Annotated in this window: 22 protein-coding genes; 3 read left to right on the top strand and 19 right to left on the bottom strand. The window is 62.4% G+C overall.

The window, feature by feature from the left end:
• From KVT38_RS23340 to KVT38_RS23385, 10 genes are all read right to left on the bottom strand, one after another.
• The coding region (locus KVT38_RS23340) for an ABC transporter ATP-binding protein (protein ID WP_217596154.1) at window positions 1–477 on the bottom strand (477 nt) is incomplete at its 3' end.
• A 1-nt stretch (window position 478) separates the two neighbouring features.
• Window positions 479–2,041, bottom strand: coding sequence for an efflux RND transporter periplasmic adaptor subunit (locus KVT38_RS23345; RefSeq protein ID WP_217596155.1), 1,563 nt, complete (start codon window positions 2,039–2,041; stop codon window positions 479–481).
• A gap of 146 nt (window positions 2,042–2,187) precedes the next feature.
• Window positions 2,188–3,771, bottom strand: coding sequence for a sensor histidine kinase (locus KVT38_RS23350; RefSeq protein ID WP_217596156.1), 1,584 nt, complete (start codon window positions 3,769–3,771; stop codon window positions 2,188–2,190).
• Complete coding sequence (locus KVT38_RS23355) at window positions 3,768–4,451, bottom strand: response regulator transcription factor (protein ID WP_217596157.1); 684 nt, start codon at window positions 4,449–4,451, stop codon at window positions 3,768–3,770. Before KVT38_RS23355 ends, KVT38_RS23350 begins: the two co-directional genes overlap by 4 nt.
• Window positions 4,452–4,727: 276 nt before the next feature.
• Window positions 4,728–5,240, bottom strand: coding sequence for an adenine phosphoribosyltransferase (locus tag KVT38_RS23360; protein WP_217596158.1), 513 nt, complete (start codon window positions 5,238–5,240; stop codon window positions 4,728–4,730).
• A 38-nt stretch (window positions 5,241–5,278) separates the two neighbouring features.
• The gene (recJ, locus tag KVT38_RS23365; RefSeq protein ID WP_217596159.1) at window positions 5,279–7,702 is read right to left on the bottom strand and encodes a single-stranded-DNA-specific exonuclease RecJ; all 2,424 of its coding nucleotides are present in this window, start codon (window positions 7,700–7,702) and stop codon (window positions 5,279–5,281) included.
• Between the two features lie 68 nt (window positions 7,703–7,770).
• Complete coding sequence (locus KVT38_RS23370; RefSeq protein ID WP_217596160.1) at window positions 7,771–8,700, bottom strand: cation diffusion facilitator family transporter; 930 nt, start codon at window positions 8,698–8,700, stop codon at window positions 7,771–7,773.
• 30 nt (window positions 8,701–8,730) lie between these two features.
• Window positions 8,731–9,639, bottom strand: coding sequence for a protein translocase subunit SecF (gene secF, locus KVT38_RS23375; protein WP_217596161.1), 909 nt, complete (start codon window positions 9,637–9,639; stop codon window positions 8,731–8,733).
• The gene (gene secD, locus KVT38_RS23380) at window positions 9,629–10,879 is read right to left on the bottom strand and encodes a protein translocase subunit SecD (RefSeq protein ID WP_217596162.1); all 1,251 of its coding nucleotides are present in this window, start codon (window positions 10,877–10,879) and stop codon (window positions 9,629–9,631) included. Before secD ends, secF begins: the two co-directional genes overlap by 11 nt.
• Before the next feature lie 167 nt (window positions 10,880–11,046).
• Window positions 11,047–11,316: a post-transcriptional regulator gene (locus KVT38_RS23385; protein WP_254639487.1), complete on the bottom strand. Its 270-nt coding sequence runs from the start codon at window positions 11,314–11,316 to the stop codon at window positions 11,047–11,049.
• A gap of 214 nt (window positions 11,317–11,530) precedes the next feature.
• On the opposite strand from KVT38_RS23385, the gene spoVB reads away from it, so the two are divergent.
• A complete protein-coding gene (gene spoVB, locus KVT38_RS23390; protein WP_256454999.1) occupies window positions 11,531–13,129 on the top strand; it encodes a stage V sporulation protein B in 1,599 nt (532 codons plus the stop codon).
• Between the two features lie 6 nt (window positions 13,130–13,135).
• Here the strand turns inward: spoVB and KVT38_RS23395 are convergent, their stop codons facing one another.
• Complete coding sequence (locus KVT38_RS23395; RefSeq protein WP_254639488.1) at window positions 13,136–13,822, bottom strand: DUF421 domain-containing protein; 687 nt, start codon at window positions 13,820–13,822, stop codon at window positions 13,136–13,138.
• A 175-nt stretch (window positions 13,823–13,997) separates the two neighbouring features.
• Between KVT38_RS23395 and KVT38_RS23400 the strand changes: the two genes are divergently transcribed.
• Together KVT38_RS23400 and KVT38_RS23405 are read left to right on the top strand one after the other, a co-directional pair.
• Complete coding sequence (locus KVT38_RS23400) at window positions 13,998–14,405, top strand: TIGR04086 family membrane protein (RefSeq protein WP_217596163.1); 408 nt, start codon at window positions 13,998–14,000, stop codon at window positions 14,403–14,405.
• Between the two features lie 101 nt (window positions 14,406–14,506).
• A complete protein-coding gene (locus KVT38_RS23405; protein WP_217596164.1) occupies window positions 14,507–15,376 on the top strand; it encodes a phosphatase PAP2 family protein in 870 nt (289 codons plus the stop codon).
• A 69-nt stretch (window positions 15,377–15,445) separates the two neighbouring features.
• On the opposite strand, the gene yajC is transcribed toward KVT38_RS23405, so the two are convergent.
• From yajC to ruvC, 8 genes are read right to left on the bottom strand one after another with little or no spacing between them, the layout of a single operon-like run.
• Window positions 15,446–15,760, bottom strand: a complete 315-nt coding sequence (gene yajC, locus KVT38_RS23410; protein WP_217596165.1) for a preprotein translocase subunit YajC — start codon at window positions 15,758–15,760, stop codon at window positions 15,446–15,448.
• A 32-nt stretch (window positions 15,761–15,792) separates the two neighbouring features.
• Window positions 15,793–16,929: a tRNA guanosine(34) transglycosylase Tgt gene (tgt, locus tag KVT38_RS23415; protein WP_217596166.1), complete on the bottom strand. Its 1,137-nt coding sequence runs from the start codon at window positions 16,927–16,929 to the stop codon at window positions 15,793–15,795.
• A gap of 42 nt (window positions 16,930–16,971) precedes the next feature.
• Window positions 16,972–18,021, bottom strand: a complete 1,050-nt coding sequence (gene queA, locus KVT38_RS23420) for a tRNA preQ1(34) S-adenosylmethionine ribosyltransferase-isomerase QueA (RefSeq protein WP_217596167.1) — start codon at window positions 18,019–18,021, stop codon at window positions 16,972–16,974.
• Window positions 18,018–20,129 carry a SpoIID/LytB domain-containing protein gene (locus tag KVT38_RS23425; protein ID WP_217596168.1) on the bottom strand — a complete coding sequence of 704 codons (2,112 nt, stop codon included), beginning with the start codon at window positions 20,127–20,129 and terminating at the stop codon, window positions 18,018–18,020. Before KVT38_RS23425 ends, queA begins: the two co-directional genes overlap by 4 nt.
• Window positions 20,126–20,590 carry a thiol-disulfide oxidoreductase DCC family protein gene (locus KVT38_RS23430; RefSeq protein ID WP_217596169.1) on the bottom strand — a complete coding sequence of 155 codons (465 nt, stop codon included), beginning with the start codon at window positions 20,588–20,590 and terminating at the stop codon, window positions 20,126–20,128. Before KVT38_RS23430 ends, KVT38_RS23425 begins: the two co-directional genes overlap by 4 nt.
• A complete protein-coding gene (ruvB, locus tag KVT38_RS23435; protein WP_217596170.1) occupies window positions 20,587–21,594 on the bottom strand; it encodes a Holliday junction branch migration DNA helicase RuvB in 1,008 nt (335 codons plus the stop codon). The genes KVT38_RS23430 and ruvB overlap by 4 nt, the downstream gene beginning before the upstream one ends.
• A 23-nt stretch (window positions 21,595–21,617) precedes the next feature.
• Window positions 21,618–22,235 (bottom strand): Holliday junction branch migration protein RuvA, encoded by a 618-nt coding sequence (gene ruvA, locus KVT38_RS23440; RefSeq protein ID WP_217596212.1) that lies wholly within the window; start codon window positions 22,233–22,235, stop codon window positions 21,618–21,620.
• On the bottom strand, window positions 22,232–22,735 hold the full coding sequence (gene ruvC, locus KVT38_RS23445) for a crossover junction endodeoxyribonuclease RuvC (RefSeq protein ID WP_217596171.1): 504 nt from the start codon (window positions 22,733–22,735) through the stop codon (window positions 22,232–22,234). The genes ruvA and ruvC overlap by 4 nt, the downstream gene beginning before the upstream one ends.
• Window positions 22,736–22,841: the final 106 nt, after the last annotated feature.

Genomic DNA, 22,841 nt, shown 5'->3' on the forward strand with positions numbered 1-22,841 from the left:
GGATGCGGGCTGCTGCTGGCCGCCGGTCAGCTGGTTCGGGGCGTGATGCCTCCGCTCGCTTAGCCCGACCTTCTCGAGCGCTTCCTTCGCGGGCGCACGGCGTGCGCGACCGGATATGCCGCGATAGATCAGCGGCAGCTCGACGTTTTCGATCGCCCGAAGCCTGGGCAGCAGATGGAAGCTTTGAAAAATGAATCCGATCTTGTTGTTGCGAATGTTCGCCAGCTTGTTGTCGCTGAGCTTGCCGACCTCGGCGCCGTCCAGCATGTACTTGCCGCTGGTCGGCGTGTGGAGGCACCCGGGCACGTCCATGAGTGTCGACTTGCCTGAACCCGACGGCCCGACGATCGCCATGAAGTCTCCCTTGTTGACCTTAAGCGTGATGCCGTCGAGCGCGTTCAGTGTCTCTCCCGCCAGCGTGTACGTCTTGAATATGTCCTCCATGATGATTAGAGGAGAGGGCGCGGACCTGCTCATATCATCGACCTCCCGCAGCGCCTGTGCCTGTACGGGCGCCTGTGCCGCCGGTGCGGTTGCCGCCGCCGGCGCCGCCAAAGTTTCCGCCTCCGAAGTTGCCGCCGCCTGCCGGGAACGCGCCGCCGCCGAAGCCGCCGCCAAAGCTGAAGCCGGTCTGCTGCTGATTGCCCGAGCTTGCCGATACCGTCACGGGGATCAGCACCGTCTGGCCTTCGGTCAGACCGGTCAATACTTCGACTTGCGAATCCGTCGTGATGCCGACGGTAATCTCCCTGAGCGTAAAGTTTGCGTTCGCCGTGCCGGCCGTCGTCCGTCCTTGGCCGCCTCTTGCGAAGCTGCCGCCTGCAGCGCCATACCCGCCTTGACCACCTGCGCCGCCATACCCGCCTTGCCTGCCCTGACTGCTGCCATTGCCGTTTTGGCCGCTGCTGCTGCTTTGGCCTCCGCCGCTGCCGTCTTGGGCGTTCGCCGCTGCGTTGCCGCCAGCGACCGCCCCTGCGTCGGGCAGGCCTTCGGGCGCCCCGCCGCTTGTGGTTTGCCCTCCTGCCGATTGACCGCCCGCAGATTGACCGCCTGCCGATTGACCGCCCGATGTTTGACCGTTCGCCGTTTGCCCCGCCGCCGCACCGTCTGCCGGGACGCGCACGAAATACTTCGCACCCATCTGCGTGACCGCCTCGACCGGAACGAGCAGCGCGTCCTGCTTCGACTCGATGACGACGTCGACGCTGCCGTTCATCCCGGGCATAACGCCGTCCGTCTTGTCCAGGCTCACCGTGACGGGGAACGTCGCCACGCCGTTGGTGGAGGTGCCTTCCTTGGCGATCTGGGTCACTTTGCCCGTGAACGCCTTGCCGCTCAGCGCGTCCATCGTAATGTTCGCGGTTTGGCCGAGCTTCAGCTGCGAGATATCGAGCTCGTCCGCCGAGATCCGAATATCAAGCTTGTCGTAGCTCACGATCGTGAACGCTTCCGTCTGACCGTTCACCGCGTCGCCGTCCTTGATGTTGACGGCCGTCACCGTACCGCCGATCGACGCGACGATCGGGTCGGGCGCCTTCGCTTTTTCCCGCGTGTCCTGCATGTCCAGCTCCGTCTGCCTGATGTTCAGCTGAATCGTCTTGATGCTCATCTCCGCCGATTCGATATCGGCCTGCTCGGCGCCCGATATTTGCAGCGACTTCCACTTTTCCTGCGCCTGCTCCAGCTGCATCTGCTGCTGCTCCAGGTTAAGCTCTGACTTGCTGAGAGCAAGACTGACGTCCTCGCCTTCGAACGTCGCGAGCACCGCTCCCTTTTTGACCGTCTGCCCTTCGGTTACCTTGACCGTATCCACCGTCGCCGCGTCTGACGGCTTGATCGTCTCCGATTCGCTGACTTCGACAGCTCCGCTGCCGGAGACGCTCTTCGTGATCGTCCCTTTGGTCACCCGGGATTGGGTGAAGGAAGGTCCGCTCGTCGCCGCCTTCGTGTCCTTGGACGTATACCACCAATAGCCTCCGCCGCCGGCCGCGATCAGGCAGACGATCACGAGCCAGGCGATCCACTTTTTGCTCTTCCTCATCCTGGACGACCTCCTATGTACGATAAGAGGAGACTAGCAGAACTGCGTGAATTAAAGATGAACACGGGCTTAAAGCTTGATGAAAATAACGCCGACGCGCATAAAAAAGCTGCCTTCCCTCAGCAGGATCAGGCAGCATGGCGATGTCAGGCCTCACGCAAGCGTATCGTAAAAACGGTGCCCCTGCCGGGCTCGCTCGCGACAGCGATATCGCCGCCAAGCGCGTCTACGATCGACCTGGAGATCGACAAGCCGAGTCCGGCGCCCCCGTACTTGCGCGTTCTGGAGGAGTCGCTTCGGTAAAAGCGGTCGAATACGTGCGGCAGGTGCGCGGCGTCGATGCCCGAGCCGTTGTCGCCGATGTCCAGCAGCACTTGGCCTTCCGACCGACGGAGCCCGAGCGTGATCGCGCCGTCGTCCGCATCCGTATGCTGAACGGCATTATGGAATATATTGAGCACGACCTGCTTGATTTTGTCCGGATCGTACAGGCCGTACATGCCTTCCGACAGCGTGAACGTCACCTCGCGGGCACCGGCCAGCATCCGGAGCTGAGGCTCCATCTCGCGCAGCGTATCGCCCAGATTGCCGCGAACGGCATGAACGCCGCCCCGCTGATCGAGCTTCGCCAGCGTCAGCAGATCTCCGACCAGCTTGCGAAGCCGCTCCGACTCGCCGTGCATGCTGCGAAGCGCGCGCTCAAGCTGCTCGGGATTGCCCGATGCGCCGCGCAGCAGCACTTCAAGGAAACCGTGAATCGAAGTCAGCGGCGTTCGCAGCTCATGCGAGGCGTCCGCTATGAACTGTCGCATATGCTCCTTCGCTTCCTTCTCGGTCTCGAACGCCTCGTTAAGCCGCGCGAGCATGCCGTTGAAGGAGGCGGACAGCCGTCCGATCTCCACCGGCTTCGCGATGGCCGGGAATTGTTCGTCCAGGTTGCCGGCGTCGATCCGTTCGACCTTGTCGACCAGGTCGGACAGCGGCGTCAACGTACGCCGCAGCACGGGCAGCAGCGTGAGCAGCCCCGCGAGCAGCGCCAGCAGCGACAGACCGCCGAACAAGAGCAACTGGCCGTTCAGCGTCCGCTTCAGCTCTTCCGTCCCCGCGCTGATCTGAATGACGCCGGGACCTTGACCGTCCTTGCCGAGCGAACGAAACACCACGATCTGCTCCCGGCCTTCTCCATTTTTGGCGATCCGGTAATCCGCGGCGTCGAACGCGCTTTTTGCGCCGCTCAGCGCTGCCCGGTACGTCTCGTCGGAGAGCCGCGGCGGTTCCGCCTGCGCCGTCCATTCGGACAACGTGGTGAAGCTCAGGTCGGTCCCGATCAAAACGACGGTCGCGTCCGGGACATAGTATCGGCCTCGCTGCTCGCCCGCGGCATCCGTCAGGCCCTCGTCGCCGTCCTCCTGTTCATCCGAGCCGTCGTCATCCCGCAGCTTGCCGGCGCCAATGCCGCCCCCGAATCCGATCCCGGACTTCATGGAGCGAACGGCTCCTCCGCCGCCATGTCCCAGCCGGTCCCGCCAGATGTCCGGCGGCAGCGACAAGATTTGGCTTCGCAGCGCATCGGCTTTGTTTTCATAGGTGAACTTGCGCATGAGCACGTGCTGAAACAAGCCGATGAGCACGAGCAGCACCGCCAGGACAAGCAGCGAACGCGACAGCAGCTGGAGACGAAGCGAGCCCTTCAACTGGGGGCGCGCCATTCCCCCGGACCCCCGCTTCATGGCAGATCGATCCTGTAGCCCGCGCCGCGCAGCGTGCGGATCAGCTGATGCTCCTTGTCGCCGAGCTTCTCGCGCAGCGAGCGGATGTACACTTCCACGATATTTTCGTCGCCGCCGAAGTCGTAGCCCCACACCTTGTCGAGAATGAGCGCTTTGCTCAGCACGATGCCGTGGTTGACGACCATGTATTTGAGCAGCTCGTACTCGGTAGGCGACAGCTCCAGCACCCGCCCGTTAAGACTAATCTCCTTGCGCCGGTCGTCGATGCCGATCGGACCGAACACGGCCTGCCCGGACAGGAGCGGAAATTGGTTGCGCACACGCGCATGAATGCGGGCCAGCAGCTCCTCGAAGCTGAACGGCTTGGACATGTAGTCGTCTGCGCCCAGCAGCAGCCCTTTGACCCGATCGTCCACCTCGTCCCTGGCCGTCAGCATAATGACCGCCACGTTCTCGGTCTTCTTCAGCAGCTTGCATGCCTCGAAGCCGTCCATGCCCGGCATCATCACGTCCAAAATGGCGACATGAGGCTTGAAGCTTTTGGCCAGGTTGATGGCCGTCATTCCGTCCGGCGCGGTCTGCACCTCGAAGCCTTCGTTGAGGAGCCCCAGCTCCAAAAATTGCAAGATGTTCGGTTCGTCGTCTACGGCGAGAATACGGATGCCTTTCATTTGATTCATCGCGCTGTCGCTCCTCTGCGGTGTCCGCTAATCGTGTACTCCCATTATGCTCGGGGGCGCTGAAGCGCCTCTGAAGCGATGCTGAAGATCGGCTGAAGACAAAGCGGCGCTAACAGCCGAAAAAAAAGCATCGCCGGTACTGCCAGCAGTTCCCGATTGCGCCGATCCGCTTGCCTGTCCGCCTGCCGTCGCCGCAAAGATCAAAAAAAGCCGGATGCTCCGTATAGCGGAACGTCCGGCTTCGGCGACTGCGCCGCGAATCGCTGCGTTATTCGATTAGTACTGGACGAGCGATTCGATGCGCGCGCCGTTCAGCTTGTCCCGCCCGTCGAGATAGCTCAGCTCGATCAGGAAGGCAGCGCCGACGATCTCGCCGCCAAGCTGCTCGATAAGCTTGATCGTCGTCGCGATCGTGCCGCCCGTCGCCAGCAGATCGTCCGCGATCAGCACGCGCTGTCCCGGCTTGATCGCATCCTTGTGCACGGCCAGCGTGTCCTTGCCGTACTCGAGGTCGTAGCCGGCCTCCACCGTCTCGCCGGGCAGCTTGCCCGACTTGCGGATCGGCACGAAGCCGACGCCGAGCGCCAGCGCGAGCGGCGCGCCGATGACGAAGCCGCGCGCCTCGGGGCCTGCAATGATGTCAATCTCCCAGTCCTTCACGCGCTCCTTGAGCTCGTCGATCGCCGCGCGGTACACCTCGCCGTTGTTAAGCAAGGTCGTAATATCCTTGAATCGGATCCCGGGCATGGGAAAATCGGGAATAACGCGGATATATGGCTTAAAATCCATTGTCAATCGCTCCTTCAAAACAAGTTCGCCAGCTTGCATTATACACTTGATCGAAGCCGCTTGCCATCGTTACCTTCCGCGAGCGCACGCAGCCAATTCCGCAGCTCGGCGGGGGACATCGCGGCGAGCGCTTCGGCCTCCGCGCGAAGCAGCGCCTTGCGGTATCTCGCGGACTCCTCGAGCTGGCGCTTCGGCGGCTGGGCGACGACCTCGACCGACGCCCGGCTCCGCCGCAAGAAGCCAAGCTCCTCGAATACATCCTGTATCATGACGACTTCGGCAAGCGTCCGACCGGTCCGCTGCGCGACCTGGCGCAAAAATCCGTCGGGCGTCTCGATCCAGCTCCCCTTGCGCCGCATCAGTCCGTACACCTCGCCGAACTGTTCCCGGCCCGGCATGCGTCCGATCTGCGGCCGCCGGTCGCGCGCTCCAGTCGCCGGACGGCCCGCCGAGAGGAGATGGATCTCTTCGACGACGCAGACGGCGAGCAGCCCGCGCAGCCCCTCCAGCGCTTCGCCCGCCTCGGGCAGATCGACGAGCGCGAGGCGCAGCGCCTTCGCGCCGGACGCGGCCGCGGCGGCTTCGGCGTACGACGCGACGATGAGCCCCGCCGCATCGCCGTGCGCCACGCGCAGCTGGGCCAGGGCGGCCTCGCTCGCCGCGACGGCGAGCAGGCTGGCGGTGCCGGCCGCGGCGGCCAGCGCGCGCAAAGCGCTCCGCCAGTCCGACTCGTGGCGCCGGTCGTGCACGGGCAGCGCGGCCGGCTGCCAATCCTGCAGCATGAGCTGTACGCGTTTGCTGCCGTTCCATTCGTTCACCGACAGCTCGCCCAGCACATGCGCGGTGCCGCAGCCCAACATGGCACCGCAGTCCGCGCCCCTGCCGAAGCAGACGGCCTCCAGCTTGCGGCCGCCTTGTCCCAGCACCGCCCGCAGATGCCGGCTTTCCTTGCCCATCGCCTTGGCGTCGATCACCTCTGCGCCACGCAGCACGAAGCGGGGCGAAGGATTGCCGATGCCGCACGGCTCGAGTGCGCCAAGCTGCTCCGCAGCCTCGAGCGTAAGCTCCGAAGCTCTGCAGACGAGGTCCGCCTTCTTGCGCGGGATCCAGTCGTCCGGCGACAGCCAGCTGTCCGCCAGCGCGGACAGCTTTTCGCCCAGCGCGGCGACGCGCTCGGTGCGCATGGTCATGCCGGCGGCAGCCTTGTGGCCGCCGAAGTGCTCAAGCTCCTCTGCGCAAGCCGTGAGCGCCGCATGCAGGTCAAAGCCTTCAATCGAGCGCGCCGAGCCTTTGCACAGTCCCGTAACGGCATCCGCCGCCAGGACGACGGTCGGCTTGTAGTAGCGTTCGACGAGCTTCGAGGCGACGAGGCCCGCGATGCCGGCGTTCCAGCCCTCGCCCGCGACGACGATGACAGCCGGTCCGCTCCCGCCGTGGGCGGCCGCGATCGCCTGCCATGCGGCATCGGCCTGGACGAGCGTATCCTCCACCAGCTGCTGGCGCTCCTGGTTCAGCATGTCCAGCTCCGCCGACAGCAGCTCGGCCTCGTTCCGATCGGCGGTGATGAGCAGCCGCAGCGCGATATGCGCTTCAGCCAGCCGGCCGCCGGCGTTCAGCCGCGGCGCCAGTCCGAACGCGATGCGGCCGCTCGTGAGCCGCCCGGACTCGGCGCCCGAGATTTGCGCCAGCGCCTGGATGCCGGGAGAGGGCCGCGCGTTCATCTCTTCAAGGCCCAGCTTGACGATCGCGCGATTCTCGCCGGTCAGCGGCATCAAGTCCGCGACGACGCCGATGGCGGCGACGTCCGCGAACGCGAGCTCCGGTTCGCCGAGCATTGCATGCGCCAGCTTGAACGCCACCGCCGAGCCGGTGAGCTCCTTGAACGGATACGGACAGCCCGGCTGCTTCGGGTTGACAATGGCGACAGCCTCGGTCGGCAGGACGGCAGGCGGCTCGTGATGATCGGTCACGACGACGTCGATCCCTAGCGTTGCCGCGTAGGCGATTTGTTCGACGGCGCTAATGCCGTTGTCCACGGTCACGATCAGCTTGACGCCGGCCTCCGCCGCTTTGTCGATGGCTGGCAGATTCAGTCCGTAGCCTTCCTTGCTCCGATGAGGGATATATGTATCGAAGTCGGCGCCGAGCCGGCTGAGCAGCCTGTGCATGAGCGCGGTCGAGGTGACGCCGTCGGCATCGTAGTCGCCGTATACGCGAATCCGCTCCCCGCCGTCGATCGCCTGCCGGATACGGGCCACGGCCCGGTCCATGCCGAGCAGCATGTAGGGATCGTGCAGATCGCGAAGACCCGGATTCAAAAAGCGCTTCGCGTCCTCCGCGTTCCGATAGCCCCGCGAGACGAGCAGGCGGCTGACGAGCGGCGCCAATCCGAGCTGCGCGCCGAGTGCCGTCGCCGCGTCTGTGTCTTCTTCCGCCAATACCCAGCGATAGGTGGATTTCACCTTTGAATCGCTCCTTTCTGCCTTACAGCACTGTGGACTCCGCCTGATGCGGCGGAGTCCACAGCGAATTATTGAATTAAAGTCGGCATTTCTTCTTCCTGGTGATTCGATTTGTAAGGATAACCCGGATCGTACGGCTCGACGCGGACGTTCGCGTCCGATACATGCAAAAACCGCTTGGTCAGCTGCCTTCGCACACGCTGGGCGACGTCATGTCCGTCCAGCACCGATATGCGCGGATTCACTCTGATAAGGACGTCTATGATCACATAATGGCCGTGTTCCTTGGCTCTGAGCTCGTCAACGGCGACGACGCCGTCGACCCGCTGCACCACTTCAAGCAGCGTCTGCGCGTCCACTTCGTCCAGCGGACGGCGTTCGACCGCGCCGATGGCAGAAGCCGCCTGCCGATAGCCCATTCGAAGGACGAACACGCCGATCACAAGTCCCGCGGCGGGATCGAGCACGTACAGGACGGGCAGGTCCAGCAGCTGTCCGGTCATTGCGCCCGCCGTGCCGACCAGCGCGGTCAGCGATGCGAACACGTCCGAACGCTCCGTGCGGGACGCTTCGGGGCGCAGTCCCATCCGGTGCTCGTAGTTGCGACGGTACAGGATCAGCGCTTCGCGGGCGACCATGCTAGCCGCGATGACGATGACGGCGCCCCAGCCGGGCGCGCGGTCCTCGCCCCACGCGATCGCGCGCAGCGAGGAGATCGCCATCTCGAGGCCCGCGAGCAGCAGCAGGGCGGCGAAAACGACGGCCGCCACCGCTTCGCGCTGACGCTCGGCGGCGCCGCGAGGCGCGATCGCCCGCCGGTGCCGCAGGTAAGAGTTGACTGCGGCGGCAAAGTCGGCGGCCGAATGACAGGCGTCCGCCATCAGCGCTTTGCTGCCCGTGAACCAACCCGCGAGACCCTTGAAGACCGACAGTACGAGCAACCCGAGCAGGGAAACCTTGATGCCATGCAGCGTTTTGCCGGTCCTTTTTTGAGTCATCTTATCGATACACCTCTATTCCTTATTCCATCAAGGCGCCGGCTGCGCCTTGACGGGCTTGGCAGGCTTCGCTTTGCGTTTCATCCAGAACCAGAGCGGACTGGCGATGAAGATGGAGGAATAGGCGCCGCTGATCAATCCGAAGATCATCGCGAGCGAGAACATCTTGATCGATTCGCTGCCGAAAATGAAAAGGCAGACGGCGGCGAAGGCGACGGTGATGACCGTATTGATCGAACGGGTCAGCGTCTGGGTAATGCTGTCGTTGACGACCTTGGCGAGATCGGCTTCGGACTTCACCTTGGCGAAGCGCATATTCTCCCGAATCCGGACGAAGATGGCGACGGTATCGTTGATCGAATAACCGATGATGGTCAGTACGGCAACGATAAACGGCAGGTTGACTTCCAGATGGAAAATCGAGAACAGCGTAATGACGATAAACGCGTCGTACAGCAGCGCAATGACCGACGAGATCGCGTACCGCCATTCAAAGCGGATCGCGATATAGATGATGATGCCGATCGAAGCGATCAGAATGCCGCGCAGGGCGTTCGTCTGCTGCTCCTTGGCGATCTCGACGTCGACGATGTTCTTTTCGAACGATGCCTTGTCGTCGAACTTGGACTTGAAGTCCGATTCGAGCTTGCTCTGCTGGTCTTCCGTGAGCGCGGCCTTGAACCGGATCGAGAGACGCTCGGCCGCGGTCGTCAGGTGATACTCGCCGAGCTCTTCCTTTTCAAGAAACGCCTTGACGTCGTCCCCGTTCACCGACTTCGTGATGGCGATGTCCACGGACGTGCCCGATTGAAAGTCGATGCCGTAGTTCAAGCCGCGGATGGAGAGCGACAATATGCCGATCAGCACGATAACGAGCGAAGCGATGAAGAAGGGTTTGCTCCATTTGATCCAGTCGATGTCGTGAAACTTATAGCGCACGGATTTCACTCTCCTTTACGCCATAGTAGCCGACTTTGTTGAACTTGCCGCTCTTCACAAGCAGATGCATCAAGTAGCGTGGCAGGAAGATGTTGGTCGCGATGTTGCAAATGATCGAAGCGAGCAGCACGACCGCGAAGCCCTTGACCGAGCCTTGGCCGATAAAGTAAAGCACGGCGCCGGCGATGATGTTCGTAATATGCGCGTCGATGATCGTTCGGAAGCTGTTCTTGTTGCCCGACCGCAGCGACGACGCGATGCTCTTGCCCGTGCGGATCTCGTCCTTGATCCGTTCGGCCGTAATGATGTTCGAGTCGACCGCGATGCCGATGCCGAGTACAAACGCGGCGATGCCGGGCAGCGTCAGCGTCGCGCCCATGAGCCAGAAGACGCCGATCAGCAGCCAGACGAACACGAGCAGGCAGAAGCCCGCGATAACGCCCGGCAACCGGTAGAACACGACCATAAATACGAAAATGGCGACGGACGCGATGATGCCTGCCAGCAGCGTCTCTTCAAGCGACTTCTTGCCGAGCGTGGCGCCTACGCTTTGCGTATACTTCTCCGTCAGCTTCAGCGGCAGCGCGCCGAGGTTGATCGTATCGGCCAGCGCCTTGGCGTCTGCCGGCGTCGGCTGCCCGGAGATGGTGGCCGTGCCGTCGGTGAAGACGCCTTGTACGACCGGATCGGAGAGCAGATCTTCGTCCAGATAGATCGCGAGCTTTTTGCCCAGGAGCCTGCTCGAGATATCTTCGAATTTCTTCTTGTCTTTGACCTGAATGGCGACGAGCGGCTCGCGCAGCTGATTGTATTCTACCTTCGCCGCGCCTTCTTTAAAGTCGTCCCCCTGCAGCTCTACCTTGCAATAGCCTGCGTCCGCGGCGCATCCTTCTGCGCTGCGGAACGTAAGTACCGCCGGTTTTTGCAGCATCTTGCGGACTTCCGATTCGTCGGCGACGCCCGCGATTTTGACGCGGATCCGGTTTTTGCCTTCCGGCGTCACTTCCGATTCGCCGACGCCGCGCGCGTCGATCCGCTTCTTGATACTCTCGGCCGTCTTGTTCAGCGAATCCTTCGTGACTTCGCCCGTTCCCGAGAGCGGGGATGCTTCGTACAAAATCTCAAAGCCGCCTTGCAAATCGAGCCCTAGCTTCGTCTTGTCCAGCAAATACGGGCTGGTAGCCGCGATAACGCCGAACGAAACGAGAACCACGAGCACGAAAGCGAGCATCCGGTTCATATGGTATTGCCGACCCCTTTCGATTCTCAATGTTCCTATTATACCTACGCGCTCAAAGCGAAGTCAATTTGTCGAAACGTCCTCCCAGACGCGAAAAAAGGCTCCCAACTAGGGAGCCTCCGGGCCCGTATCCAGACTTTGGAACGCGCCTTAACCGACTGGCGATTCTATCGTCTTTTCTCGCCCCGATAGATGCTCAGCGTAATATAGTTCATGAAGTTGGTCACCTTCAGCGACAGAATGTCGTTGACGATCGCATGAAGCGCAGGGGTACCCTTTTTGTGGTATTTGTCGCTCACGCATTCCCATATCTCCGGCCCCGTCGCCTGTTCGTAGCCGATCATCCGGAACTCTTCGGCCTTGCTTTCGCAGAGCTCCCTGATCGTACGGTTCAATTCCGCCTCGTCCATGCCGTCCGAGCGCCTATCGTCCGTCATCGGCGTTCCCCCTTCCCGCTTTGCGCCTGCTGCCTTGCCGTCTGCCGTCATCCTTCCCGTTCCGCCATGAAGTCCCGACGCCTAACTGTATTATACCTTTCGCCGCAGCCCGCCGAAATCCTGCCGCTTCGCAGGAGGGCTTGGCATGATTGCGGACAGCCCCCGCATATGCTGGTGAAGTAGACGAACCGAAGAGCGAAGGATGGGATGAACCTTGTCGCCGCGCAAACAAACCTTTATCCAGGGAGCGATGATCCTGCTCGCCGCCGGTCTCCTCAACCGATTGCTCGGCTTCGTGCCCCGGATCGCGCTGCCTCGCCTGATCGGAGCCGAAGGCGTAGGGCTCGTCCAGCTTGTATTCCCCTTTTTTATCGTCGTGCTCACAATTATTACCGGCGGGCTGCCGCTGGCGGTGGCGAAGCTCGTGGCCGCCGCCGACTCCCGCGGAGACACGGAAGAAGCCGTCCGCATCCGGCGAACGGCGCTGACCATTGCGCTGGCTGCCAGCTTGACCGTGTGCGGCCTGTGCTTCGCCCTCTCGGATTGGATCTCTTCCAGCCTGATGACCGATCCGCGGGTTCACACCGCGTTTTTGGCCATTATCCCGGTCATCCCGCTAGTAGCCGTATCCTCGATCTGGCGCGGTTACTTTCAGGGCAAGCAGGATATGCTGCCTACCGCGGTTTCGCAGACGGTGGAGACGATCGTCCGGATCGCGCTCTCGCTGACGCTCGCTTTTATGTTCCTGCCCTGGGGACTTGAGGCGGCCGCGGCGGGCGCGATGATCGGGACTGGCGCCGGCGAGTTCGGGGGCCTTGTCGCACTATGGCTGCACTTGCGGGGCGAGGCCCGCGGACGCGGCGGAGCCGGAAAATCCGCGGCGGAACGCCTCGCGACCGAAGCGGTCGGCAAGCCCGCGCCCCGGCCCCCCGCCCAAGAAAGCCGGATGCGCGCCCTGCTGCAGATCGCCGTGCCCGTCACGGGCAGCCGGATGATCGGCTCCTTGTCCTACTTGTTCGAATCGATTCTGACGACGCGCGCGCTTATCGCGGCCGGACTCGCCACGGCTGCGGCTACCGCGCAATACGGTATCCTGCAGGGCATGGTCATCCCGCTTCTGCTGCTGCCCGGATCGCTCACCTTTTCGCTTGCGACGTCGCTCGTGCCTTCGCTGTCGGAGGCCGCCGCCAGAGGCGACCGGGTCGCCATCCAGAAGCGCCTTCACCAATCGATGCGGCTTGCCGTCGTGACGGGCGCTCCTTTCATCATTTTGATGGCGCTGTTCGGCCGGCCGATCTGCGGGCTCATTTATGGAGACCCCGAGCCCGGCGCCTTGCTCAGCCTGCTGGCGCCCGCAGCCGTCTTTTTGTACATGCAGGCGCCGCTGCAGGCTGCGCTGCAGGCGCTGGACCGTCCGGGCACGGCGCTGTCGAATACGTTCGCGGGAGCGCTGGTCAAGCTCCTCCTCATCGTATTGCTCGCTTCCAAGCCGGAGCTTGGCATCCGCGGCGTGGTCATCGCCATCGGCGCCAACATGGCGCTGGTCACGCTGCTGCACTGGATCAGCGTCGTGCGCTTGACGGGCGTCCGACTGCTGCCCGGCGACTTCCTCAAGATCGGCGCGGCCATGACGATCATGGGCGCGGTCGCGCTCTGGATCTGGAACGCGGGCAGGTTGCCCGGCGTCTGGCTGGATCTGATCGCGGCAAGTCTGCTGTCGCTAGTCGTATATTTGCTCCTTCTGATGGTCATGAAGCTCATCGACAGGCATGACGCGGCAAGAATTCCGATCCTTGGCCGATTGTTCAAATAGGCGGCGCTAAGTCCTTCGATTGATATAGAGCCGTCCCTTGTGGTCCAGGCTGCAGAACGCGACTTGCTTAAACGTTTTGACGCCTTCCCGCCGCAGCTCCTGCCTGAGCCAAAACCGGTTTTTGCCGATACGCTCCAGGCTTTCGTCTTGCACGAGTCCGTCCATGATCAGCGGAAGCGGGAGCAAGCCGTATTTGATTTTAGGCTTTGCTTCCTCCGTCGGGGGAGGCGTCTCCCGCTTATGCTTGTCGGCCATAATAACGGACAGCTTGCCGGACGATTCGAGCACAGCGAGCTCGACGTCCGCGACGTGGTCGACTCTGTTTTCCCTAAGCTGCATCATCAGGTCGTCGAGGCTGTAGCGCTGTCTTTTCATTTCCTTCCAGTTCAGGTTGCCCTTGCTTATGATGACGCTTGGCTTGCCTTCGAACCATAGACGAAGCCTGCGGTTTTTTAACGTGAGCGTGGATACGATCAATTGAACGACGACAAGCACGGCCATCGGAGCGGCGGCGTATAAGAGCGGGCGGCTCGGCGCTTCGATCGCGATGACGGCGATCTCGGCGATCATGATCGAGATGACGAGATCGAACACCGACAGCTTTCCGATCTCGCGTTTGCCCATCAACCGCAATATGAGGAAGACGAATAAGTACATCAGCAGCGTCCGAATCGTGATCGCCGTCAGTTCCAAGTGCTGTTCCTCCCTTGCCGGATATCGGAGCCGGGCCTGCGAATGTAGTCTCACCGGGCACCCTCCGCGCGATACGGACGGATGTCGCGGAAATTATCGGCATTATCGAGTACTAGCGGCGGGTACAAGCCCATACAATGGTACAAAACGCTTGATTTCAAAGGAGTGCATCGATATGAATCCCGTACGCGTATCCGGCATTCGCATCGCATCCCCGCTGGTCGCGGGCTTCGTCTGGGCTTTTATTTGGCTCGGTCTGGGCACGCTTGCGCTCTCGGTTCTGCTCTACAGCTCGTCTATGCAGGAAACGAAGCTTCTGTCCTGGGTATTCGGCGTTCACGGCGCGGCGAGCCTGGCAGGCGGATTCACCTCGGCCAAACGATCCGGCAAGCGCGGCTGGTACATCGGCGCCGTCACAGGCTTGTTATATGCGGTTGCGGTCGTCATCATCGGATTCCTGTCCCAGGACATCGGCTTCGACGCCCGCATCGGTCTGCTTGGCTTGATCGCCGCGCTGGCGGGCGCCTTCGGGGGCATGCTCGGTGTAAACGCAGGCTCCGGCACGAACCCAAGGCGGCTGTGAGATGGTGCGCGAACGCAAAATTAAAGTCTGCACAGGCCGTTAGAAAAATGGAAATTGTGATATACTGATACAATCATTTCTAGCGGCAAGGAGCGAACGCGTTGATCGTATTCGGCAGCATGAAAACCATATCTGCGCTTACGGCCGTAACGGTGGCGCTCCTCGTCGGATACGGTACGGCGAGACAGCCTTTCGCCGCCGCGGCCGTTTTCGTCCGGAAGCTGTATCGCTCTCCCAAGCATCTGATTTTTTTTATGTCTTTGCTGTTGATCATGGCGCTCAACAAGTTCGAACTGCGCCTGGAAGCAGCCCTGCCCGTTCCCGCCGACCTTACCGGCGCGCTCGCGGGGTGGGAGGGTGGCTGGCAAGGCGCTTTGCAGCGGGCGCTGGAGTCTCCCTCGCTCACGCTCGTTTGCGCATTTTTCTACCTTGTCGTTTTTCAAGGCTTCATGGTCGCTTCGCTGATCGTCTACGCAAGGGCCGGCAACGACAAGCTCTACTACGCGCTTTGCGTAGCGCTCCTGCTGAATTACTTGATCGCGGTTCCGTTCTATTTGTTCGTGCCCGTCCGCGAGGCGTGGGCAGCCGCTCCCGGCGTTCGTTTTCTGATGCTCGACGCTTTTCCGAGCTTCGAGACGCAGTATCGCCGCCTGTCCGGTTTGGACAACTGCTTTCCGAGCCTGCATACGTCGATTTCGGTCACGATGGCGCTTCTGGCGTTCCGCTCCGGCAGCAGGCGATGGGCGATATTTGGCGCTGCAAATGCCGCCGTCATTCTTTTCTCCATCTTCTATCTCGGCATTCACTGGGCGACGGACATGTTTGCGGGCTTGATCCTCGCGACCGTCGTCGTCGCCGTCGGACTCAAGGTCGGCGCTTGGGCGGATCGCTTCAGGCTTCGCCGCAAGTCTCATCCCCCCGTCAAGGACACGTTCAAGAAGCTTGCTCCGTCGCGCCTGACGGATACTTGAATCCATCCGCAACAAAAAAACAAGCCGCTGGATCTTGCGATCCGACGGCTTGTTTTTCTCGTTTCGTTGTTACTTATCGCTCTTGGCCTCTCCCGCGCGCGCCGAGACATTGTTGATCGCGGAGCGATCGAACGTGAGCTTCGTCGCGTCGTTCACCTTCAGCACGATCGTATCGTCGGTGATCTCGGCAATCGTGCCGTGCAGACCGCCGATCGTCGTCACCTTGTCGCCCTTGGCAAGCGCCCGGAGCATCGAGTTGCGGTTTTTCGTCTTTTTCTGCTGCGGACGGATAAGCAGGAAATAGAAAACGACGAACATAAGCAGAAACGGCGCCAGCGACATCAACAGATTGCCATTTCCGGAGCCTTCAGTTGCTAACCACATAGTATTACCTCCCCTCTCGTCTTTAAAAAAAGTTAAAAGCCGCTCTCATTGGTTGCCATACCGTACGCTTCGAAAAATTCGTCGCGGAAATCGCCGAGACGGTCGTCCCGGATCGCCTGGCGAACCTGACTCATGAGATTCACCAGGAAATGCAGATTGTGGATCGTCGTCAGCCGAAGTCCGAACATCTCGTCCGCGCGGATCAGATGTCTGACGTAAGCCCGCGAGTAGTTCCGGCAGGCATAACAGTCGCACTTCGGATCGAGCGGACCGAAGTCCTCGGCGTACTTCGCATTCTTGACGACGACGCGGCCTTCGCTCGTCATGAGCGTGCCGTTGCGGGCGATGCGCGTAGGGAGCACGCAGTCGAACATGTCCACGCCGCGGATGCTGCCCTCGACGAGTGCGTCCGGCGAACCGACGCCCATCAGATAGCGCGGCTTGTTCGAAGGAAGCAGCGGCACCGTATGGTCGAGCACCTCGTACATGATTTCCTTGGATTCGCCTACGCTGAGGCCTCCAATAGCATAGCCCGGAAAATCCAGGGAAGTCAAATCCGCCGCGCTCTGCGCGCGCAAGTCCTTGTGCATGCCGCCCTGCACGATGGCGAACAAGCCCTGGTCGTGCGGTCTGGCATGCGCCTTGAGGCATCGCTCGGCCCATCGACTCGTGCGCTCCGTCGACTGCTTGACGTACGCGTACTCGGCGGGATAGGGCGGACATTCGTCGAACGCCATCATAATGTCGGGTCCGAGCGCATTTTGCACAGCCGTCGCGACTTCAGGAGACAGAAACAGCTTGTCCCCGTTCAGATGCGAGCGGAAGGTGACGCCTTCTTCGGTAATCTTGCGCATCTGCGCGAGCGAGAACACCTGGAAGCCGCCGCTGTCCGTCAAAATCGGGCGGTCCCAGTTCATCATCTTGTGCAAGCCGCCCGCCGCGCGGACGAGCTCGTGGCCCGGCCTGACGAACAGGTGGTACGTGTTGCTCAGGATGATCTGGGCGTTCAGCGCCTTAAGCTCCTCCGGGCTCACGCCCTTGACGGTCGCCTGCGTGCCGACCGGCATGAAGGTAGGCGTATCGATAACGCCGTGCGGCGTGTGGACGCGTCCGAGCCTGGCGCCCGTCTGGGCGCAGGTCTTGATCAGTTCGTAAGTAATAGCCGGCATTGTACTCGATCGGTCCCTTCTTGTCTATTGCGCCGAAGATGTCTACGTAATGAACATCGCATCGCCGAAGCTGAAAAACCGGTACTCGGCGGCGACCGCTTCGCGGTAAGCCGCTAGTACGGCTTCGCGTCCTGCAAGCGCGCTGACCAGCATCACTAGCGTCGACTTGGGCAGGTGGAAGTTCGTAAGCAGCGCGGAGACGAAGCGGAACTCGTAGCCGGGATAAATAAAAATGCCCGTCCATCCGCTGCATGCCTCGATCGGCCGGTCGCCGAACCGTTGACCCAGCGTCTCCAGCGTCCTCGCCGAGGTTGTGCCCACCGCGACGATCCGCGTCCCCGCTTGCCTCGCCCGGTTGAGCAGCGCCGCGTTTTCCTCGTCGACGCCGTACCATTCCTCATGCATCTTGTGCTCGAGCACATTGTCCACCGATACGGGACGGAACGTGCCGAGTCCGACGTGCAGCGTCACGCGGCACACGGCGATCCCGCGTCCCTGAAGCTCCCGCAGGAAGTCCTCCGTGAAGTGGAGGCCGGCGGTCGGCGCGGCGGCGGAGCCTTCGTTCTGCGCATAGACCGTCTGATAGCGATCCTTGTCTTCCAGCCGCTCCTTGATGTACGGAGGAAGCGGCATCTCGCCGAGCCGATCGAGAATTTCGTTAAAAATGCCGTCATACTGAAAACGGATCGTTCTCGCGCCCATTTCGCCTTCTTCTTCTACGACGGCGGCCAGCAACGGTTTCATCGAATGTTCCGTCTCTCCGAAATGCAGTACGGCGCCGATATGCAGCTTCTTGCCCGGCCGTACGAGCGCCTCCCAGCGATCGTCGCCGAGCGCCTTGAGCAGCAGCACTTCGGCCTTCGCGCCGGTATTCGCCTTGCGCCCGAACAATCTGGCCGGAATCACCTTCGTATCGTTCAGGACGAGCGTGTCTCCCGGCACGAGGTAGTCCGCGAGATCCTTGAACGAACGGTGCTCGACCCGCCCGCCGTCCTTGTGCAACACCAGCAAGCGGGACGAGGTCCGATCTGATAGCGGAGTCTGCGCGATCAGCCGTTCGGGGAGTTCAAAATCGTAATCGCCGACGTTCATGAAGCGCCATCCTTCTCGATCTTAATATCTTTATAGTAGTATTGCAGGATCTTCTTGTAGTCATACCCTTGCTCGGCGAGCCCGAGCGCGCCCCATTGGGACATGCCGAGCCCATGTCCGTAGCCGGTACCCGTCACGATGAACTGCGGGGAAGCGGTGATCGCGCGTACCTGGCCCGAGCCGCTTAAGACGATGGCGTTGCCGCCCGCCGCCGAATCGAGCGGACGCACGGTGCCGTCGCCGCCAAGCACCTGCAAGGAGCCGGCGCCGTCCGGCACCTCCCGGCTTGCGCCGTTCGCGCCGACGATCGTCGCGCGAGCGGTCTCGTCGATCTTGAAGAGCGTGCTCTTGACGCCGCCGAGCGCGCTGCGCCAGCTGTCGCCGTACAGCTGGACGGTCGTGCCGTTCGCCTTGAGACGAATCGCCCGCCCGGACGCCCCGGTCTCGGACACCTCGAGCGTGCGGAGCGGGCCTTGAATCTTGTTTTTGTCGGACAGCTTCGCGTTGATGGTCGCCAGCAGCTTGTCCGCGGCGAGCGGGCCTTCGACCCAGCTGTTGTTCGTATACTCCGGCGTCTTGCCGAGCGACAGCACGAGCGTGCCCGCGTTGACGGAAGCGACCGGCTTGACATCGGTCTGAACGCGCGGACTCGGGCGAACCTGCACGTCGTTGCTGGTCACAGTCAGCATGGCGAGGCCCGCTTCGTTCTTCTGTCCCTTGTCGGCCAGCAGATCGCTGCGGATATAGCCGACCGTGCCCGAATCGAGCGCGACGCGGTACCAGTCGAGCTTGCCCTTCTGAATGCCGTCGTCCGGACTTTGGACTGCTCCCGCATAATAAGGTATCGCATTGCCCGCATATTCGAGCGGATCGGCCGTGATGCCGCCCGCGCTCGCGCCGAACATGGCAGTGATGATCTTGCCGCCGTAAGTCACCACTTCGCCGGCCGTCGCCTGCACGCCCGCGGTGGAGTTCGCGTTTTCCGAGGCGAGACCGTTGTACGCCTGGCTGTACGTATTGTCGACGACGTCGGCAATCTGATAGGAGACGCCGCCCGCCAGCGCATACGATCTGGCGGCGACCGCCTGCGCCTTTTGCGCCTCGGCCGGCCAGCTGGCACCGACTTCGGCGCCGACGACCGAGTACAAATACGGCTCGAGCCCGACGACATTGACGACGGCGAGATTGTTGTTCAGCACGCTGATCTGCATGCTGCCGCGATATTTGTTTTTGCTCCGTTCGACGACCTGGATGCTCCCGTCTCCCTGTACGTCCGCCTGCAAGGCGGCCCCGCCCGCGGCGGGCAGGGCGTATAGGGGCGCCGAGTTCGTCGCGGAGCCCGTATAAGTCACGTCGTCGCGGATGACGGCGTACGCTGAACCCGCCGCTGGCGGCTGAGCCGAAAATCCGGCGGCCGCGACGGCGGCCTGAAGCTTCGTCAGCTCGGCCTGGCTGGCGGCTTGTCCGATGCGCACCGCATACGCGGCGCCCTCCGCCGACGGCTTCACCGCGACGAAGGCATCGAAGCCCGCGTTGCCCAGCTGCGCGACCGCGGCGAGCGCCTCGCTCGCGCCGGCGTAAGGCCCCGTCTCGACGGCTAGCGGTCCCGCTATGTAAGGCTGGGCGAGCGACGTCTGGCCGCCGGCGGCGGACGCCCACTTCGACAACGCGGACTGCGCGGCGGACGCCGTGCTGTAGACGCCCTCCGACACTTGATAGACCGTCTTGCCTTTTTTGTTCAGCTTGGTCACGAAGCCGGCCTTGGAGGAAGCCTGAATCTTCTTCAGCACCGTCTGCGCGGCCGAAAAATCCTCCGTCTCGAGCAGCATCGCCCGATAGGCATCGACCGCGAAGCGAACTGTGCCGCCTGGCGCGGGATAGTCCGCTTTCCCTTGTCCGCCGACCCAGGACAGACCGAGACCGCCCGCGGATACGAGCGTCGCGACGGGCGTCGTGGATTGATACTTGGATCCAAGGTCCAAAAACAGGGCGACGCGTATCGTATCGGGCACGACGGCGGCATTCGCCCCCGGACCGTCCGCTCCCGCCCATGCGAGCAGCACTGCGGCGGAAGCGCCGAGCGCAATCCGGCGATTCATTTTGTTCATGTCGATCCTCCATGTGATCCATCTTGGTCTTCGGCGACGATTCTGCACGAGCCGTCCTTGCAGGCGTCGCTTTTTCCGAACAGCCTGTATCTGTACTTCGCCACAAACCGATAGGCGGCGGCTGCGAGCAGCCTGAATCCCGGCAACGCGCCTAATCGCCCGAGCCAAGCAAGGCCGGGCATGTCGCGCAGCAAAAGCATGACGGCATCCGCTCCCCCTGTCAACCGGCCTGACGATTCGTCCTTCACGAGCATTTGCGACAAATGGCCGTCGGCCCCTCCCGGCTCGCCCGGCGCGTCGCCGAGGCTGCCGGCCGGCACCGCCTGAAGCGGCACGAACCGAAGTTCTGACTGCGTGCGCGAACGGCGGAGACGGCTGACTGCCGTCAGGCATAGCCTGCATTCGCCGTCGTAATAGACGGTCAGCACGCGACGTTCGCCGGCTTCCGTCTCCGCGCTCACGGTCGCTGCTCCGGCATCGGCAGCCCCAGATGCCGGTAAGCCGCCGGCGCGGCTACACGGCCGCGCGGGGTCCGCTGCAGGAAGCCGATCTGGAGCAGGTACGGCTCGTAGACGTCCTCGATCGTCTGGCTCTCCTCCCCGATCGATGCGGCGATCGTATCCACGCCGACCGGACCGCCCTTGTACCGGGAGATCATCGCGTGCAGCAGCTTGTGGTCGATCGCGTCGAGGCCCATCGGATCGACCTGCAGGCGCTCGAGCGATTCGTGCGCGAGCTGTTCGGTGATGATGCCGTCACCGCGCACCTGCGCGTAGTCGCGCACACGCTTGAGCAGCCGGTTCGCGATGCGGGGCGTGCCTCTCGCCCGTCGCGCAATCTCCCGGGATGCGTCACCGATGATGTCCACGCCGAGCAGTTCGCTCGTCCGCGACACGATAAAGGCGAGCTCGTCCTCGGTGTAAAACTCGAGGCGGCTGACGACACCGAACCGGTCGCGCAGCGGCGCGGACAGCAGGCCCGCGCGCGTCGTCGCGCCGATCAGCGTAAACTTCGGCAGGTCGAGCCTGACCGACCTCGCGCTCGGCCCCTTGCCGATGACGAAGTCCAGCGCGAAGTCCTCCATCGCGGGGTACAGCACCTCTTCGACCGTGCGATGAAGCCTGTGAATCTCGTCGATGAACAAGACGTCGTTTTCCTGCAGATTGGTCAAAATGGCAGCCAAATCGCCGGGACGCTCGATCGCCGGCCCGCTGGTCGTCCGGATGCTGACGCCGAGCTCGTTGGCGATAATGTTCGAGAGCGTCGTCTTGCCGAGTCCCGGCGGGCCGTACAGCAGCACGTGGTCGAGCGCCTCCTGTCTCAGCTTGGCGGCCTCGATGTAAATCTTCATATTGTCCTTGACCTGCGACTGGCCGATATATTCGTTCAAATACCGCGGACGCAGGCTCAGCTCCGCCTGACGGTCCTCCATCATCAAGTGAGCGGTCACGATGCGGTCCTCCACCTATGCGTCCCCCTTTCCGCTCGTTATCCGGTAAAAAGCTGCTGCAGGGCGAGCTTCATGAGCACGTCCGGCGAATCCTCGGGCTTGATCCGGTCCTTGAGCGCCGACCAAGCCTTATCCAGCTCGGCATCCCGGTAGCCGAGTCCCGCCAGCGCTTCCCTGGCCGCCGCCCACGACGCATGGCCGTCGTCCGGCAGCGACAAGCGCTCCGCCGCGGGCAGGCCAAGGCCCGCCGCATCGTACGAAGAGCCCAGCTTATCCTTCAAATCGAGCACCATCCGCTGCGCCGTCTTTTTCCCGATGCCCGGCAGCTTCGTCAGAAACGTCAAATTTTCCTGCTGGATCGCCGCCACGACCGACTCCGGACGGCCGCCGGCCAGCACGCCGAGCGCTACGCGGGGACCGATGCCCGACACCTCCAGCAGCTTGCGGAAGAGGCTCTGCTCCTCCCGGGTCGTGAAGCCGAACAGCTGGATCGCGTCCTCGCGGACGTGATGGTGAATGAACAGCTGCACCTGCTCCTCGCTTCTCGCCAAGCCGTACGGATTGGGCGTGAACACCCTGTAACCGACGTCCCGCACGTCGAGCACGACGTATTCAAGTTCGATATGCGCTACATAACCTTTTAAATAATCGATCACCGCCGCGTCGCTCCGTTCATCCATTGACTCATGCCGCTTGCGTGGGCATGGCAGATCGCCACGGCCAGCGCGTCCGCCACGTCGTCCGGCTTCGGCGCGCTCGCAAGTCCGAGGAGGCGCTTCACCATTTCCTGGACCTGCTTCTTCTCCGCGCCGCCGTACCCGACGACCGACTGCTTGACCTGCATCGGCGTATACTCGCCGATCGGTATGCCGCGCTGCGCGGCGGCGAGCATCAGCACGCCTCTCGCTTGGCCGACGCTGAACGCGTTCGTCACGTTTTTGTTGAAAAACAGCTTTTCGACCGCAACGGTCTCCGGCTTGTATTGATCGAGCAGCTTGCAGGAAGATTCATAGATCTGCTGAAGCCTGACCTCCTGCGCCGTATCCGGCGTCGTCTGGATGCTGCCGAACTGCACCGGCACGAGACGATGCCCGAGCTTGTCGATAAATCCGAATCCCATGATGGCGATGCCGGGGTCGATTCCGAGTACCCGCATGAGGGCCCCCCGCTTCCTGTTTCTACTGACAGACGACTTGATTATACCATTTGCGGGCGGGGATGAGAACAGAAAGCCGAACAGCAAACGCGCACACGAAAAAAGC

This window comes from Cohnella sp. GbtcB17, assembly GCF_019091135.1.
GTDB lineage: Bacteria > Bacillota > Bacilli > Paenibacillales > Paenibacillaceae > Cohnella.

Coding starts and splice junctions, on each gene's coding strand:
- KVT38_RS23345 (WP_217596155.1), bottom strand. CDS start 2,041: ATGAGGAAGAGCAAAAAGTGGATCGCCTGGCTCGTGATCGTCTGCCTG.
- KVT38_RS23350 (WP_217596156.1), bottom strand. CDS start 3,771: ATGAAGCGGGGGTCCGGGGGAATGGCGCGCCCCCAGTTGAAGGGCTCG.
- KVT38_RS23355 (WP_217596157.1), bottom strand. CDS start 4,451: ATGAATCAAATGAAAGGCATCCGTATTCTCGCCGTAGACGACGAACCG.
- KVT38_RS23360 (WP_217596158.1), bottom strand. CDS start 5,240: ATGGATTTTAAGCCATATATCCGCGTTATTCCCGATTTTCCCATGCCC.
- KVT38_RS23370 (WP_217596160.1), bottom strand. CDS start 8,700: ATGACTCAAAAAAGGACCGGCAAAACGCTGCATGGCATCAAGGTTTCC.
- secD (WP_217596162.1), bottom strand. CDS start 10,879: ATGAACCGGATGCTCGCTTTCGTGCTCGTGGTTCTCGTTTCGTTCGGC.
- KVT38_RS23385 (WP_254639487.1), bottom strand. CDS start 11,316: ATGACGGACGATAGGCGCTCGGACGGCATGGACGAGGCGGAATTGAAC.
- KVT38_RS23400 (WP_217596163.1), top strand. CDS start 13,998: ATGAATCCCGTACGCGTATCCGGCATTCGCATCGCATCCCCGCTGGTC.
- yajC (WP_217596165.1), bottom strand. CDS start 15,760: ATGTGGTTAGCAACTGAAGGCTCCGGAAATGGCAATCTGTTGATGTCG.
- tgt (WP_217596166.1), bottom strand. CDS start 16,929: ATGCCGGCTATTACTTACGAACTGATCAAGACCTGCGCCCAGACGGGC.
- queA (WP_217596167.1), bottom strand. CDS start 18,021: ATGAACGTCGGCGATTACGATTTTGAACTCCCCGAACGGCTGATCGCG.
- KVT38_RS23425 (WP_217596168.1), bottom strand. CDS start 20,129: ATGAACAAAATGAATCGCCGGATTGCGCTCGGCGCTTCCGCCGCAGTG.
- ruvC (WP_217596171.1), bottom strand. CDS start 22,735: ATGCGGGTACTCGGAATCGACCCCGGCATCGCCATCATGGGATTCGGA.